Origin of the sequence: Brevundimonas sp. (assembly GCF_032107865.1) — a bacterium.
Lineage (GTDB): Bacteria > Pseudomonadota > Alphaproteobacteria > Caulobacterales > Caulobacteraceae > Brevundimonas.
Map to the genome: position 1 here is coordinate 1 of NZ_DAMCNG010000016.1, position 15,464 is coordinate 15,464.

Annotated in this window: 15 protein-coding genes and 2 pseudogenes; 6 read left to right on the forward strand and 11 right to left on the reverse strand. The window is 67.5% G+C overall.

The annotated features are described in order from the left end of the window. Both RT567_RS02970 and RT567_RS02975 read right to left on the reverse strand, forming a co-directional pair. Positions 1–268: pseudogene (locus RT567_RS02970) on the reverse strand (conjugal transfer protein TraG); the annotation flags it as partial. Beyond that, entirely contained in the window at positions 265–876 is a 612-nt protein-coding gene (locus tag RT567_RS02975) for a hypothetical protein (protein WP_313574169.1), read from the reverse strand. The pseudogene RT567_RS02970 and the gene RT567_RS02975, both read right to left, overlap by 4 nt. Positions 877–1,144: 268 nt before the next feature. On the opposite strand from RT567_RS02975, the gene RT567_RS02980 reads away from it, so the two are divergent. The 3 genes from RT567_RS02980 (at position 1,145) to RT567_RS02990 (ending at position 4,705) form a co-directional block, all read left to right on the forward strand. Then, entirely contained in the window at positions 1,145–1,588 is a 444-nt protein-coding gene (locus RT567_RS02980) for a helix-turn-helix transcriptional regulator (protein ID WP_313574171.1), read from the forward strand. Between the two features lie 698 nt (positions 1,589–2,286). Beyond that, positions 2,287–2,889, forward strand: a complete 603-nt coding sequence (locus RT567_RS02985; protein WP_313574172.1) for a lasso peptide biosynthesis B2 protein — start codon at positions 2,287–2,289, stop codon at positions 2,887–2,889. Between the two features lies 1 nt (position 2,890). Beyond that, positions 2,891–4,705, forward strand: coding sequence for an asparagine synthase C-terminal domain-containing protein (locus RT567_RS02990; protein WP_312204683.1), 1,815 nt, complete (start codon positions 2,891–2,893; stop codon positions 4,703–4,705). Here the strand turns inward: RT567_RS02990 and RT567_RS02995 are convergent. From RT567_RS02995 to RT567_RS03010, 4 genes are all read right to left on the reverse strand, one after another. Next, a complete protein-coding gene (locus RT567_RS02995; RefSeq protein ID WP_313574174.1) occupies positions 4,608–7,052 on the reverse strand; it encodes a prolyl oligopeptidase family serine peptidase in 2,445 nt (814 codons plus the stop codon). The two genes, RT567_RS02990 and RT567_RS02995, sit on opposite strands and share 98 nt — an antisense overlap. A 7-nt stretch (positions 7,053–7,059) precedes the next feature. After that, on the reverse strand, positions 7,060–9,984 hold the full coding sequence (locus RT567_RS03000; RefSeq protein WP_313574176.1) for a TonB-dependent receptor: 2,925 nt from the start codon (positions 9,982–9,984) through the stop codon (positions 7,060–7,062). Between the two features lie 110 nt (positions 9,985–10,094). Then, positions 10,095–11,072, reverse strand: a complete 978-nt coding sequence (locus RT567_RS03005) for a FecR family protein (RefSeq protein WP_313574178.1) — start codon at positions 11,070–11,072, stop codon at positions 10,095–10,097. A gap of 13 nt (positions 11,073–11,085) precedes the next feature. Further along, a complete protein-coding gene (locus RT567_RS03010; RefSeq protein WP_313574180.1) occupies positions 11,086–11,547 on the reverse strand; it encodes an RNA polymerase sigma factor in 462 nt (153 codons plus the stop codon). Positions 11,548–12,409: 862 nt separating this feature from the next. Between RT567_RS03010 and RT567_RS03015 the strand changes: the two genes are divergently transcribed. After that, complete coding sequence (locus RT567_RS03015) at positions 12,410–12,745, forward strand: hypothetical protein (protein WP_313574182.1); 336 nt, start codon at positions 12,410–12,412, stop codon at positions 12,743–12,745. Positions 12,746–12,747: 2 nt separating this feature from the next. Here RT567_RS03015 and RT567_RS03020 read toward each other — a convergent pair whose 3' ends face one another. Together RT567_RS03020 and RT567_RS03025 are read right to left on the reverse strand one after the other, a co-directional pair. Next, positions 12,748–12,897 carry a hypothetical protein gene (locus tag RT567_RS03020; RefSeq protein WP_313574183.1) on the reverse strand — a complete coding sequence of 50 codons (150 nt, stop codon included), beginning with the start codon at positions 12,895–12,897 and terminating at the stop codon, positions 12,748–12,750. A 312-nt stretch (positions 12,898–13,209) separates the two neighbouring features. After that, positions 13,210–13,383: a DUF1328 domain-containing protein gene (locus RT567_RS03025; protein ID WP_312205415.1), complete on the reverse strand. Its 174-nt coding sequence runs from the start codon at positions 13,381–13,383 to the stop codon at positions 13,210–13,212. A gap of 161 nt (positions 13,384–13,544) precedes the next feature. Between RT567_RS03025 and RT567_RS03030 the strand changes: the two genes are divergently transcribed. Further along, positions 13,545–13,793, forward strand: coding sequence for a hypothetical protein (locus tag RT567_RS03030; protein ID WP_312205416.1), 249 nt, complete (start codon positions 13,545–13,547; stop codon positions 13,791–13,793). A 253-nt stretch (positions 13,794–14,046) separates the two neighbouring features. Here the strand turns inward: RT567_RS03030 and RT567_RS03035 are convergent, their stop codons facing one another. The 3 genes from RT567_RS03035 to RT567_RS03045 all read right to left on the reverse strand — a co-directional run bounded on the left by RT567_RS03035 (position 14,047) and on the right by RT567_RS03045 (position 15,037). Further along, complete coding sequence (locus RT567_RS03035) at positions 14,047–14,520, reverse strand: hypothetical protein (protein ID WP_313574186.1); 474 nt, start codon at positions 14,518–14,520, stop codon at positions 14,047–14,049. 73 nt (positions 14,521–14,593) lie between these two features. Then, on the reverse strand, positions 14,594–14,758 hold the full coding sequence (locus RT567_RS03040; RefSeq protein WP_313574187.1) for a hypothetical protein: 165 nt from the start codon (positions 14,756–14,758) through the stop codon (positions 14,594–14,596). A gap of 108 nt (positions 14,759–14,866) precedes the next feature. Further along, complete coding sequence (locus RT567_RS03045; RefSeq protein ID WP_313574189.1) at positions 14,867–15,037, reverse strand: hypothetical protein; 171 nt, start codon at positions 15,035–15,037, stop codon at positions 14,867–14,869. Here RT567_RS03045 and RT567_RS03050 point away from each other — a divergent pair. Continuing rightward, positions 15,026–15,436: pseudogene (locus tag RT567_RS03050) on the forward strand (Lrp/AsnC ligand binding domain-containing protein); the annotation flags it as partial. The gene RT567_RS03045 and the pseudogene RT567_RS03050 overlap by 12 nt on opposite strands. Between the last annotated feature and the right edge of the window lie 28 nt (positions 15,437–15,464).

Genomic DNA, 15,464 nt, shown 5'->3' on the forward strand with positions numbered 1-15,464 from the left:
CAAGGGCGCCCGCGGCGAGGCCGCACGCGCCGCCGATCAGCACATGGATCGCGCCGGCGGCCACGGCGGCGTGAGCGGCCGGACCGTACCTGTCCCGCCAGACGAAGAGGGACCAGGGCGGATAGAAGGCCAGGTCTTCAAACGGTCTCCAGGCCGGATCGAGGTCTTCAGCGTTGGCGAAACGCCAGGCGAAGGCCTGCGACCCCGCCTGACACCCGAGGGTCACGCCGGCCACAAAGGCCAGAATACGAAAGAGAAGGCGGCTCACGGTTCGCCCCCCGTCCCAGCAGGCTCGTCCGCCTCGGCCTCCAGCACGAGCAGGGAGGCCGCCGCCGCCCGTCGATCATGATAGGGGTGAACCAGGACCGCCACTTCCTCGGGGTCCGAGCGAAGCAGCGCCTCCGCCTCGGCCTCTACGTCGGCGAAGACTCGGCTCTCCGCCGCCGTGAACCGCGCCAACCTGCCCTGAACCGCAGCGAAGGCTTCATAAAGGCCGACGTCGCCCAGGCTTCGCATGCGCCAGCGCCAGAGGTCCTCGAGCCTGCGGGCGGCGGTCCCGGCCGTAATCAGGCCCGGAGGGGGAAGGGCCCGGGTGCGCCGGCTCATCTCCAGCAGGCAGAGGCCCCGGAAATCATACCTCTGGGCCAGGGCGGCGGCGTCGAGGCGAGGCGCGACGAAACCGCCGGCCGCGCCTCTTTCGACCAGACCCTCGCCCCCGAGCCAGCAAAGCGCTTCCCGGACCGGCGTGGTCGACAGGCGCAAGGCCCGGGCCTCGTCGGCGATGACAATGGGCCTGCCGGCTGTATGACGCCCCTCGGCCAGGGCCTGGCGAAGCACATCCAGCGCCTGACCGAAGGGATCGCGCAAGCGTATCAAGGTCTGCCCCCTGAGATTGCACGCGGTATTGCCGGGCCAACCCGACAAGAAAGCCGCAGCATGGCAAGCGCCGCCCAGTCTATCCGCCAGTTATCGACGGGCGGCCCGCCGCTATTGGGCGGATGACCCGCCGGTTTACGGCGGTAAATCCGGAAATAATTCCCCGATCGACAGCTTTACGTTGCAAGGTGAAGCTTGACCTCACCTCTACTGTCGAAGGGACGCGGCCATGAAGGATCCTCCGGACGATGTCAGCGACGGCGAGGTCTTGTCGCGCATCCTGAAGGACATTCGACGTCTGCGCGGACAGACCGCCCAAGAGACCGCCGGCCGCATGAACATGAGCCTGCGGACCTATGAGCGCTTCGAGGCGGGCGGCACCCGGCTCAACCAGGACTATCTTCACCGTTTCGCCCGGGCCACTGACAGCGACGCCAACGGCATACTGCTGGCCATCGTGGTGCGCGCGCCGGACTTCGCCATAGACGGGGCCGACAACCAGCTCGCCACCGTCCTGACATCCGGGATGAGCCGGTTTGTGCGAACCCAGGGCTCCGCCATCGCACTGCTGAGCGCGCGAGACGTGCTCGAGATCACCGGCGAGATGTTCAGCGCACTCGCCCGCAAGATCGAGGAGGCCCGCCTGGCTCGCTCATTCATCGCCGAAGGCCAGGCCGACCTCGCTGCAACGCGCCCGCGCCCGGGCCGCTGACGCCGGACGACGGCGGATATAGGCCGGATATCGCTTCGTATTCCTCCCGCCGGAGCGCTCGATGCCGGGGCCGCGCTGTGCGGCCTGCACAAGGGAGAAAGACATGATCACGCTCAAGACCATCACGCTCGGCGTCGCCCGTCACCTGACGCGCGACGGCCAGGGCGGTCTCTATACCGAGATCCACGCCTTCGACAGCCGCAAGCCCGTCGGCTGACGGGACCAGCGGGCGGACTTCGGACGCCGCCGTGTCCGCCCGCAACCCGCTACCCTGACAGGAGAATGACCATGCGCCTTCAGCGCCTCGACCTGGGCCGGGCCTGGACCATGACCAGGGACTGCCTCTGCGGTCCCTATGTCGAGATCCAGGTCTTCCAGTCGCGATATCCCGATCATTGAGCAGTGCACGGCGGATATCGGACGGATATCGCTTCGTATACCCGCCCCGCCGGCGCTCACTCTCCCGGCCACAACCGTGGCCAGCAACAGGAGAGACGTCCATGACCACCCTCGCACTGAACCGCATCAGCCTCGGCGCCGCCCGCGCCGTCACCCGCGACGGCCGTGAAGGCCCCTGGCTCGAAATGCTGGTCTACCCCAGCCGCACCCAGATCGGCTGACACAGGCGGGCGGCGGTCCCCGCCGCCCGCACCTGCTCCTCCATGACCCAATTCCTCCATCTTCCCCCGACCGTCTTCATGGCCAGACTGCACGAGGACGTGGTCGTCCTCGACGTCCAGGCCGATCGCTATGAGTGTCTGGTCGACGCCGCGGCCTGGCTGAACATCGCGCCCGACGGCGCCCTCACCGTCCCGGACGTCGACATCGCCCGCCAGTTAATCGAGGCCGGTTTCGCCACCGCAGAGCCCCGACCGCCTCGCTCCGCGATTCCGGTCGCCCGACGAGAGCTTGCGTCTCTGCCTAAAACGCGGCGCGCTGACAGGCTGCGCGCCTTTCTGTCTCTCAGCGCGGGTACCGCCGCCTTCCGCGGCCGCGCCCTCAAGCGGCTTGTCGACGAACCCGGCCCCGCGTCTCCGGGCCGAGCGCAGGATCGACAGAGGCTAGCCGCGATCACAGCCGCCGCCCGCGCCGTGGCCCCCTGGGTTCCTTTTGAAGGCGAATGCCTGCAGCGCGCCTACCTCCTGCGCCGCCTGCTGCGGATCGAGGGCTGGGCACCTAGCTGGGTCTTTGGCGTCCGCACCTGGCCCTTCGGCGCCCATTGCTGGCTGCAGATCGACGACCTGGTGATCGGCGACACCCTCGACCGGGTGCGTTTCTACACCCCGATCATGGCGGCTTGACATGGGTGACTACCTGATCGTCCAAGCGTGCGTGAAGACGCCGGCCTGCCAAGCCCTCGTCAATGATCTTCGGCGTCTCGCCGAGCGGAACGGGTGGGCGACCAACACCCTCGGCCCTCATGGCTGGATCGCCACGACCGGCCCGCACCCGCCGGTGGTTCGCGAGATCGGCGGCTGGACCCTGATCGGGGACGTCATGGATCGACGCAAGCCCGTCTTCCCGCCTGGTCGCGGGGACGATCCATGGGGCTATGAGGCCAAGATGCTGGCGCGTCTCTGGGGACGCTTCATCGGCCTCCGCTTCGCCCCCGACGGAAACCTGGACGCCATTCTTCGCGATCCGTCCGGCGCGCTCGACTGCATCGCCTGGCGACATGGGGATCTCCTCCTCATCGCCTCGAGCCCGCCGGCTTGGCTGCTGGCCCGATTGCCGCCGGACTGGCGCCTTGCGCCGGACCGCCTCCTCCAGGCTCTGCGCAATCCGGCCATGGCGGTCGAGGACCTCCTCTTCGACGGCCCCGTCGCCGTCTCGCCGGGCGTCGTCCAGCCCCTGCCGCTGGACACCCCGCAAGTCCCCCTATGGTCGGCCTCAAGCTTTGCGCGTCGCAGCCTCGCCGAAGCCCGAAGCCCTGAGCAGGCGGCGAGCGACCTGAAGGCCGCGGTACAGGAGGCGGTGTCAGGCCTCGCCGGACTTTCCGCTCCCCTTGCGTCGGAAATGTCGGGCGGCCTGGATTCCAGCCTCGTCGCCGCCAGCCTGGTCGAGACCGACCATGAGGTGAAGCTCTGGCTGAACACCTATGGCGAGACGCGCGAATCCGACGAACGCCGCTGGACAGCCCCTTTGGCGGCCCGCCTCGGCGTCGACCTGACCAGCGCGCCCCACACTGTCGCTTCACTGACCCCGGCCGTTCTTGAAAGCGCCAACACCGGCTTCCGTCCCGGTCTGGCGGCTCTCGACGCGGCCCACGACCTGGACTGGGCCCGGCGTCTGGCGGAGGCGGGCGTCACCGCCCTGATGACCGGCAAGGGCGGGGATTCCGTCCTGATGCAGGGCGCCGGAAGCGACGTCTTCACCGAGCTCTGGCTGCAGACCGGATGGCGCAGCCTGGTCTCAACGGACGGCCGCGCCGTCGCCCTGGCCAGCGAACGCTCTCTCTGGTCCCTGGCGGCCGACGCCCGCCGTTTTCGTCGCCATGGCGCCCATCCGCCTTCCCATGACGACGGCCTCTTTCCTCCGACGTCCGAAACCAGGCTGCACAGGCGGTGGCGGCGCCATGCGGCCGCCTTTGGTCCCGCCAAGGCCTGGCAGATGGCGGGGGTTCGGGACAATATCTCCCGGCACGGGCCGTCGCGCCTGACCGAAACCATAGACGTCCGTCATCCCCTCTGCAGCCAGCCCGTCTTCGAAACCTGCCTCGCCCTTCCCGCCCGCCTCCTTGTCCATGACGGCCGGGACCGCGGTCTGGCCCGCATGGCCTTCAGCGAAAGCCTGCCCCCTGAAATCCTCGACCGTCGCTCCAAGGGCGACATGAGCCGCGTCTATGGAAAGATCGTCCTCGACCACCTGGACTTTCTTCGCGCCTGGCTGATGGAGGGCCGGCTGGCCGCTCTCGGCGTCATAGACATCGAGGGGACCAGCCGGCTTCTCACGCGGGAAAGCCTCATCTGGCGCGGCCGCTACGGCCCCGTACTGACGGCTGCGGCCTTCGAGGCCTGGGTCAGGGTCTGGGAGCGCCGGCTTGCGCCCCCTTCCCTTCCGTCTCGGGCGGCAGGGTCTCGTCCAGCCATTCCAGGATCTGCTCATACTGATCCCTGATGTTGGCCGGGCTCCATCGAGCGTGATATTCGCCCCAATAGGTCGTCATCCGTGTCCGTACGCCCAGCCGCGCCAGAGCGCTGAAGGTGCGCTCCGACTGGGACGTGCCGATAAAGTCCTGATCAGCGGTGATGAGCATGACCGGATTGCGGATCCGGTCGGCATGCAGATAGGGGCTTTCCGCCGCGAGCTTGACCGGATCGCTCCAGGGCGTGGCGCCGATTTCGCCCTGGCCGGTTTCGATCCAGCCCTGGTGATTGCGCAGGGAGACTGGCGCAACCTCGGTCAGGATACGGCTCGTCGGATCGAATTCTCCCCACTTGCCGATCATGTCTCCGGCCGATGAGGAGAGGATATAGGTCTGGTACCGGTCCGTCCGGGTGGCGAGGATCAGGCCGACATAGCCGCCCATGCTGTGCCCGAAGATGGCCGTACGGTTCCGCGGCAGTTCCGGATAGGCCGCGAAGGCCGCATCCACCGCCAAGCCTATGCTCTCCTCGTAGAAGGCGTGGTCCCGGGTTCCAGGCAAATCAGCCGGAATGGACGGCGAAAGCACCGCATAGCCGAGACCGGCCATGACCGCAGAGCGGATATTATAGGTCAGGAATAGAGGGCCGTACCAGCCGCCGTCGTCGACATAGCCGGGATAGATAGGGACGAAGAGTCCCTTGATCGGGCCCTTGGGCAGAAGGAGGGAACTTTGGGTCGGCTGGCCGAAGGCGTTGTTGTGGATTAGAGGAATGGTCGGGGCCAGAACCACGTCGGCCCGGTCCTGATTGACAGCATCCAAGGGGCGGCTTTCGTCGCCTCGCCGCAGGACCAGGGTCTCGACCAGTTCCTTCTGCTCGAGGGCGAGGACCGCGCCGGGACCTGCCCCGACGACCCGCATACTGGCCGGGCCGGATGGCGGCCCCGCCACTTCAGCCTCGCCCGTCGCGGCGAGGATCAGGGTTTCGCCCTTGGACCCCAAAGCCGGAGACCAGGCCCTGCGCTCGGCCTCCTGGCCCTGCCGTCGCGGGCGTTCGGGATCGAGAATACGGGCCCAGCGAAGCCTGAGGTCCGGATCCCCGAGCGGACGCACCCCGCCTGGCTCCACCGCCCACTGCCGGCCGTCGGCGAAGAGGGTCAATGCGCCGCGATCCGCGGTCATGAGTACGGCCGGGGGCGCTTCCAGCCCGGCCGTCAGATTGACGGAGGGCGAAACCCCTATGGCGTGCCAGTCCGCACGGTCCTCCCCCGGCGCCCTGCCGTAGAGGATGGGAGCGCCGTCCAGCCAGTCGGCACGAACACCCCGAAGGATGTCGATGTCAGGCCCGGGTCGGACGGCGGAGGGCCAGGAACGCGTCCGGCCAGCGACATCCACCGAGACGAGGCCGCCTTCCGACCAGGCCTGGTCGTCCCCCCGCATCCAGGCGAGCAGCGCCCTTGAATCCGGGCTCCATCGCAACAGCTGGGGCGCGACATCGAAGACCTGATCCAGACGACCTGATCGTCCCGTCTCCAGGTCGATCAGCGTCAGCCTCTGCCGGAAGGGTTCGTCGAACTGGACCATGGGCGTCAGCAGGGGCATGGCCTCGCCGCTCGCGAGGACGGCGAGCCGGCGTCCGTCGGGCGAAAGCACGAGGTCGGTGAGATGGGCGCTCATCAGGGTCCGCCGCACCTGGCCGCTGGCGGCTTCGATCAGGACCAGGTCCTGCGGGGCGGCGGGCTGTTCCGACCGCACCACGCCCTTGTCCGCCTCGATCACGGTGCGGGACCGCTCGCGTCCGGAGGAGGTTCGCGCCCAGGCCTCGGCGATCCGCTTCTTCGGTTCGTAGAAGTGCTGCAGAATCAGCGGCAGGTCGCCGGCCGGGCGCACCGCCGCCGCCAGCTGGTCGTTGGAGGTCCAGATCACCGGCGCCCCCTTGAGCGGAATTTCAGGCGTAAGCCCGGTCCAGACCACAGCCCGGGTAGCGACCTCCACGATCCCGAGCTCATAGATGTCGCCGCGGAACCGGAAGACGGTGAGCCGTCGACCGTCCGGCGACCAGTCGCCGCGCTGGAGACCGAGCGGCTCATCCGGCAGCAGACGTTCCGGGCGCGGATCCGCCGCCCTCAGGTCCACCCGCCACAGGTCCATGATGGTCCAGGGCGCGCGCTGCACATGGTCGTAGTTGGGGATGGTGTCGTAGTCGTCGCGTTTCTCATAAACGGCCCACCGGCCGTCCGGGGCGACCGAGACCCGGCCGAAGGCTTCCAGCTTTACGATGTCCTCCACAGTGATGGGGCGCTCCAGGGCGCGCAAAGGCGATGCGATGCAGGCAAGCGCCAGCACAGCCGCCGCGAGGCGGTAAAAGGTCTTTTTCATTATAAACTTACCAGCGCTTGATGAGCTGAAGGGCGAAGATGCGCCCCATGGGATTGGCCTGGCCGGCGTCGAAGCCATAGCCGGTAGGGGCGTCGTGGAACGGCGGGTCCTCGTCGAAGAGGTTCTGGATGCTGAGGGCGAGGCGAAGTCCCCGCCAGGCGCCCGTCGAGGGCGTCCACGCCACCTGGGTCTCGACCGTGTTCCACGGGTCAACGCTTGCCCCCTGACGATCGCGGACCTCGGAAACATGGCTCCAGTGCAGCGAGGCCGAGACCGCCTCTCCGATCCAGGTCAAACCGGTCCGGGCGCGCAGCCGCCCCGGGTAGCCGGATAGCCCCACCACCTGTCGCGCCTCGGCCGCAGGGGTCGGGCGAGTTTCATAGTCGAACAGCCAGGAGGCGGCGGCGTCTGCGGCGAAGCTCTGTCCGCCCAGGCGGAAGGGATATCGCGCCGTCAGGTCGAGCCCCCGCACCTTGACCGCGCCTGTATTGACCCAGCGGGTGTCGACCACGGCGCTGAAGGTCTCGATCGGATAGAAGCCTGGAAACCCGGGCGTGGCGGCGTAGGCCTGGAGCAGGGCGAGGTCCGCCGGTCTGGTCGACGGCGACACCAGCCTGACAAAGGGTGCCAGAGCAGGATCAACCAGGGCGCCGATGAGGTTCTCCGCCACCGGCTGGGCGATGCGATCGGTGAAGCGGGTATCGAAATAGGTGAGGTCCAGGCTCAGGCCGCCTTCCCGCCTCCAGTCGAAGCCCGCCGTAAAGGTGTCGGCGGTTTCCGGCTTGAGGTCCGGATTGCCCCCATAGAGCATGACTGCGAACGCCTGCCCGCCTCCGCTCTGGTTCAAAAGGGCCGCTGTCGCCCCGGGGGCGTCATGCATCTGAGGCAGGGAAGCCGCCCTGAAGGAGGTTCCCCAGGTCGTGCGCGCCTTCAGCCCCTCCATGGGCGACCAGGCCAGACCGATCCGGGGATTGGCGGTCTCGCCGACGTCGTCATAGCGCTCTAGCCGCCCGGCCAGCGACAGCTCGAGGGACTTCAGGCCGGGCCGCGCATCCGCCTCTCCGACCAGCGGCAGGCGCACCTCGCCGAACACCGCCGCCACCTCGCGCGACTGGCGCGGCACGGCGATCAGCAGGGGCGCCACCGAACTGTTCAGCGACACGGTTTCGGTTTCGAAACTGTCCGTGCGCCACTGCAGACCTACGGCCCCGCGGGCCTCCCCGCCCCGCCAGGTGAAGAGCGGCCCTTCCGCCAGAAGATTCAGCGATCCCGACCGGCTGTGGTCCAGGGAGGAGGTGAAGCCGCTGCTGATGAAGTCCAGCACCGCCGGGGTATTGGGCCCGCCGAAGAGGTTGAGGTAGCCGTCTCGCTGCGCGCTGAAGGGGGTGGCCGGATCGTCCGGCAGGGTTCCCAGCGCCTCGTTGACGTATCTCAGATTGATGCGGTTGGCGTTGTGGAACTTCGCCCGTTCCTCGGCCCAGACGGCCGAGGCGTCCAGACTCCAGTCGGCGGGCAACTGGATGCGGGCCGCCAGGGTGACGCCGCCGTTTTCGGCCAGTCCTGTCTGCCGCGCCGAGCCAAAGTCCTCGTAGAAGGAATAGCCGATGAGATGTGAAGCCGACCCATTGGGCGAGACAAACCAGGGATTGGCGGCGGTAACGTTGAACAGCCCCCCGCCCGCGCTGTTCAGGAAGGCGTAGTCGCGCCGGCTGTAACGGAGGTCCGCCGTGAGGTCGATCGAGTCTCCCAGGCCCTGGCTCAGCCGTCCGTAAAGGCTCAGCCGCTCGATCTTCGGCGTCAGGTCGTTGCCCAGCATGGCCGACTGATGATTGGCGGCGCCGGCCTCGAAGTCGGCGGGCGTGAGGACCTCGCCGCTCGCGCCCGGCCTCAGGGCGTAGCGCGACACATAACCCCCCGCCGCCGGATCAAAGGCCAGGATATTGCCGGGATTCCCGTACAGGCCGCGACGGTCGCTGCCGCCGAAGGGCCGCAGGTCTCCGTCCCTTGTATAGTCCCGGTCGAGCGAACTCAGGGGGTTGAGGTCCTGGTATTCGACCGAGAGATAGGCGCCCCCGCCGCTCCACTGGCGACCGATCAGATGAGAGATCATCAGGTCCTCGCCGCCGCCGCGCGCCGCCGAAGCGCGCATGCGAGTCTCCTGGCCGTCGAAGCTCCGGCGCAGGATGACATTGACCACCCCGGCCACCGCGTCGGCGCCGTAAAGGGCCGAGGCGCCGTCGAGAAGGACATCCACACGCTCCACCGCCGCCGAAGGCAAAGCCGAGACGTCGGCGAACTCCGCCCGGAAGCCGGACCCCGCCATGCGTCTCCCGTTCACCAGGACCAGGGTGGAGGACGGTCCGAGCCCCCTCAGGTTGACGCCGGTCCCGAAGGCCGAGTTGGAGCCGCCGCGATCCGCCGCGGCGCCCTGGACCAGGGGGGTGGAGGTCCCGGCGTAGTTCTGCGGCAATCCCGTGAGGATCTCCGCCACCGTGGCCTCGCTCCGCGCGTCGATCTCATCCCGGCCGAGGGTCACGACGGGCGCTATGCCGGTCCGGGCGCCCCTCAGCAGGCTGCCGGTCACGACGACGTCGTCCACAAGCGTCGCGGCCTGCTCCGTCGTCGCTTCGCGATGCAGATAGATCACCCCCGCGCGAGGCTCGACCCAGGCCAGGCCGGCGCCGTCCAGCAGCCGGTCCAAGGCATCGGCTGGGGAATAGCTGCCTTTGAGTCCGGGCGAGCGGCGGCCTTCGACCAGACCGCCTGCGAAGAAGAGCTGCTTGTCGGACTGGGCCGCATAGAGGTTCAGCGCATCGCGCAGCGCGCCGGGCGGGATGTCGTAGTGCCGCGGCGCCTGGGCGCACGCCGTCCCCGCAAAGGCGAGCGCCGCAGCGCAGACGGCCGCGCCCGATAAAAGGCCCTGTCTTGTCATTCTCGATTTCCTCCGACGCCCCTCGCGTCGGAAGAAGAGACCGCCCTGCCCCCGGCCTGCCCCGGAGCGGTCCCGAATATTTTTTCGCGGCCTCTGTCAGCCGCCCGATCTCAACCGTCCAGTCGAACCGTGCCGTCCGACTGGTTCGCCGGCTTGAGACCCAGGGCGCCGGACGCCGCCGCGACGAAAGCTTCCCTGTCCCCGGCCCTGAAGACGCCGTTGACGGCCATCCCGGCGTCCACCCCGTCGCCCAGCACCACGGGCCGGGACAGATAGCGGTTCACCTCGGCGACGGCGTCGCCCAGGGGCGCGTCGACAAAGGTCAGCCGTCCCTCGGTCCAGCTTGACGCGGCGGCCACATCGACCGGGCGGGACAAGGTGCCGCGCGGCGTGACCCGAGTCTCCTGCCCGGCCTGCATTCGGGTGGGCGTAGCAAGGCTTGCCCCTTCAACCTGCACGACACCGGAAACCAGGACCACCCGCACCTCGCCTCCGTCGCGACGCACGTCGAAAACCGTGCCGAGGGCGGTGACCGCCGCCCCGCCCGCCTGGACGACGAAAGGCCGGGTCGGGTTCGGAGCCACTGTGAACATGGCCTGGCCGCGCTCCAGCTCGATCAGGCGCCGCCCGTCTGTAAAGCGGACCCGGACACGGCTGTCCGTATCGAGTCTTACGGACGACCCGTCCGCAAGCTGCACGAGCTGCTGCTCGCCCACCCCTGTCTCATAGGTTCCGCGAGCGGCGGACCAGGTCCAGCCGCCATATATCAGGGCGGCGGCGAGGACGCCGGCCGCCAGCACGCCCGCGGCGGGGCCCAAGGGCGCCAATCGCCGTCCTGCGCTGCGGCGCGCCGGACCAGACGCCATGGCGTCGTCCAGCGCCGCCTGGATGGCCGGACTGGAGGCGGCGGCGCCGGCCTGCTTCCAGGCCAGCTCCACGCGTCTGTAGGCGTCGGCGTTCTCGGGTTTTTCCCGCCAGGCGAAGAAGTCTTCGATGGTCTGTGTCGTGACGCGCGGCTGGCCCAGCCGGCCATGCCAGGCTGCGGCTTCAAGCTCCGCGGTCTTCGCCGTCCTGATCGGGCCAGTCATCGCGCGCCTCATACTAGCGCCTCAGTTGGGCGGTGATGTGGGCCAGGGCCCGGGTCATCCGCCATTCGACAGTTTTGGGGCTGAGACCGAGCCGCACGCCGATCTGCGCATTCGTCAGCCCGCCGAACCGCGACATCACAAAGACACTCCTGAGATCATCTGGCAAGGCGACGATCAACTGCTCCATCATGACCGCCGCCTCCTGTGCGCCGGTCTCCGCCAGCGGGGAAGAAGCCGCCGCCATCGACTCCAGCGCCTCCCGGCGCGACCGCCGGGCGGCCCGGTCGGAGGCGAGGCGTCCCGCGACCGTCATCAGCAGGGCCCGCGGATGCCGGATCTCCCGTCCGGACGCATAGGCGGCCGCCAGCTTCCTCCAGGCGTCGTGAGCGATGTCCTCGCCTTCCTCGCCGAAACGGCTGCGCAGGCGTCGCGCCAGCCAGAGCGCGTGGCGACGATAAAGCGTCGCCAGACCCACGCCTTCCTTCAGCTCTCCAGTCCGATCCGACACGGGTCCGCCTCCTTTCCAAGAGGCGGACCCGGCCGAAGCACCGGGTGTTGAGAACATGCTCAAACACATGCGCCAACGCCTTTAGCTCCCAAGGGAGCCTGGACATGTGCGATGGCCACCCGCCGCCACGGAGCGCGAAGTGGTGATTTCAGGATCTGCTCAAGCGAGGTTCTCACGCCCCGGCGTCAAATCAGACGCCCCTCAAGCCTGATTCATCCGCTCCCACTTGGCAAGGCGCATTCGAACCAAGTGGGCCCTTGCATCTGTCATCCAGTATCCGCACGGATCAATCCGCTCTAAACGCGATCTCGTGAGCTTGCCACGATGCGCCGTTCTTCCCCCCTTCACCGCATTGGCTGGCCTGCACCCCTCCTTCGGTCCGAACGCCAGCCCGAGCCCAGCTCAAGGTTTATAATGCTTGTCACCCGCCGCCGCCGGCGTTTTGGGCGGCACTATCCTGGCCGTTCGATAGCGGTCTGGATCGCCTCATATTCGTGGCATCCTCAGCCCCGGACGCCCGTGCGGCAACGCCTCTTGCTGATCGCTTTCTCTGCGACGTGGCTTGTGTGGACGACGGCGACACCCCCCGCTGTAAAAATGGGACGGCCGTACGCCCTAAGGCTGCGTTTGCACCTCCACCTATCTCCGCTCCGACGCGCGCTGGCTTATCATCCATCACCCGCAGCGCGCCTTGGCATGAGTGCTGTATGGCTCCGCGGCTCAAGCTGTTCGAATGGTCGGACGGCTTCCACACCTTCACCGTGGCGGCCAGCTCGTGACCAAAGGCGTTAGCCGCTTGGGGCAGCGGCCAGGATCACTTGCCACCGGCTTGGCCAAGGAAGTCGACGATAGCCCCGACGCCGAGGCCGCCAAGGCTTCGCCCGGCACGGTGATTGAGCGCAAGCTCGACGTGAAGCTGCCGGCGGGCGCTCCAAAGAAGTGCGCGGCGAAGAAGACGAAGCAGCCCAGCGCCGCTGATCGGAAACGAGTGGAGGAAGGCCAACTCGCCTTGGACGACCTCGACGCCATGCACGGTCAGCCCGCACGGCGGCTGGAAGAAGAGCTGCAAGCCCTTAGAGCGCGCGGGGAAGAGGAACGGACGGCCTATGAAGCGCAGCGCGAGAAACTACAGGCTCGCCTGGAGAAGGCGCTCGCTAAGCTCTAGGCCTAATCGTCTTCGTCGTCCTCGGCCTCGAAATCCGCGAACACGAGCTGCATCTCGACCCTCACCTCGTCCATGGTCTGCTGGACCCAAGCGTGAAGGGCGCGGACGGTCTTCTCGGCCGATACGGCGTCTGGCGAGAACAGGCGCTCCATGACGTCCGTAAGGGCTTAATTTCTGCCCATCAGCACTCCAGCCCGATAGATCGGGTCGTCTGAAGGGTCGATATCGTCGTCTTCGTTCATGTGCGACCTTCTGGCGCGCTGACGCCATTGTGAGTTGTCCGCTCCCGTATAGGTTGCGACCCTCGTGCTCACGCATGCGTCCTCAGCGGTCCCCAACCTCTGCCGCTGGATACACAGGTGTGCAGTTTCCTGGAACTGCCGGTCCCAGGCCGCCAATGGGATCAACGGCCCGGCTGGAGAGCGACCCCCTCCGCTCTCGCCGGGCCGTCTCTCGTCAAAAACCTAGGTGACCTTCTTCGCCGCGAAGACGCCCAAAGCCAGGAAGATCAAGAAGATCACCACGGCGAGGCCGAACAGGAATTTCGCGATCCCAGCCGCCGTGCCAGCGATGCCGCCAAAGCCAAGAATGCCCGCGATGATGGCGACGATTGCGAATATCAGTGCCCACTTGAGCATGTCGTTCTCCTTCTAATAGCGAAGGTCCAACGAGAGGCAGGCTTAGCGGTTCCGACCTGCCCAACGTGCACCGTGGAACCCTCTCACGTCTTTAGGTTCCACCGCTCTCGGCCAAACTTATCGTGTAGCGCGGCCGCAGGAACGGGGTCGTCTCCTGCTGATTGGTTCTACTCAACCAACAGGAGTTTGCCATGACCGATGTCCAACGGAATGACCCGAACCGTGAGCCTAATGAAGCGCCCGACCTGGAAAGCGATGATATCGAAGCTGGCCGCAAGGCCCGCAAGGCCGGCGCCAATCAAGACCCGCTTGCGAACAACAACCCGGCCGACCGCAGCCCATCGCCTTCGACCGGCGGCGAAGGCGCCGCGGGCGCCGGCGGTCCCAAGGGCTTTGGCTCTGGCACCTGATCAGCAGGTATGGGTGGCCTTCCGAATCTCCGGAACGGCGCCCATTCGACTGGATTGATCGTCGGTGGCGGCGGCGCTCTTGCGCCGCCGCACAGCTTGAGCACCGCCCTGTTCCGGCGACGCTCGATACAAAGACGTCGCGCTTTGCGTCGGGGCGCAAGAAGCCGACCTGACGCCTCTTGCCGATCGGCGCGGGCGCGCGATCTCGCAGTTCAACGGAGAGGCGCGCAACATCAGGCTCACGCACCGTCGGCTAAGGCCGCCGCGCGTGTGTCGCACTAGCGACCGTCGCAACGCCAATGCCTGCAGCGACAAGGTCCTCAACGATCCCGCTGCGGGTCTGGCCAATGCGTCGCGCTGCGGCCTTTCGGCCGGTGAGCGTCAGATAGGCGAGCGGTATGGCGACGCCTACAGCCAGGGCGGCGCCGAGCCGTTCGCGCCCCCTCGGCGCCAGGGCGCCACCGGCGATCCCGGCGCTCGCGATCCGCGCAAGCAGGCCGAGGAATACCGTACGATCCGGCGCTGACTTCATCTTGTCGCCCAGGAGTTCGCCAACGCCCATCGCCAGCGCGCCGAACTTGAACAACGGATGATCGAGCAGAACGAGTCTGCCCGGCGTGGCGCGGCGACCCAGACGCGCTGCGGCGATAATTGCCATGGGCGTCATCGAACGCGCGCTGGCCGCGACGCCGATCAGGGCCGAGGGAAGCAGGTCGAGGAAGCGCATGAAGGCTCAACTCTCTTCGGCCCGGCGGGTTGCGTCCGGCCCTCTCACGGAGTCTGCATCCGTCCTCGCACAGTCAGCTCCCGCCTTGGATCGGATAATGCAGCAGCACCCGGTTCACTCCAGCCTTCGCACAGGCGAAGTCGAAGGGCATGCTGGCGACCGCGTTGTTGATCAGCAGGGCCACCCGCGCCCCCGGCGTGATGCCCTGAACCTGCATGGCGACCATAGCGGTTCGCACGGGCGTTGACCTCGGCAAAGGTCTGTTCGAACTAACCCACGACCATGGCGATGCGATCGGCGTGCTGTGCGGCCCCGCGCTCAACCAGTTCAACGTAAAGAGGGGCGGTCATTGAGCCTTCTCCTCTTTCGTAGTCTTGAAGTCGCCGTGGCGCCCCTCGCCGGCGACAAAGCGTCCCGCACCGTTCACGCCCTCCGCCTTGACGATGGGAACGCCATGCCGACCTTCCTGACGCAGCGCTTCCGCCAGAGGGTAGTCCCACTGGCGATGCGCGCTCATGCGATCCGCCTTCATGCAGGCCTGCGGGAAGGCGGCACCATGTCGGCGTCATCCTGTTTCGAGCGGGTGCGGCGGCTGCGTGAGCGAGGGGTCATCACCGGCTACACCGCCCTGATCGATCCGAAGTTCGCCGAGCGCGAACTGCTGATCTTCATCGAGGTGCTGCTGGACCGCACGACCTCGGACATCTTCGACCAGTTCGCCGAGCGCATCGGCCGCTCGCCTGAGGTGCTGGAGTGCCACATGGTGGCGGGGTGCTTCGATTATCTGATCAAGGTGCCAATGAGGGACATGGCCGCCTACCGCGCTTTCCTGGCCGGCGCGCAGAGCGTCATGCCAGGGGTGCGCGAGACCCGCACCTATGCGGTGATGGAAGAGGTCAAGGACACCTCGGTCCTCGCTGTAGCCAATCGACGTCATGGCGCCT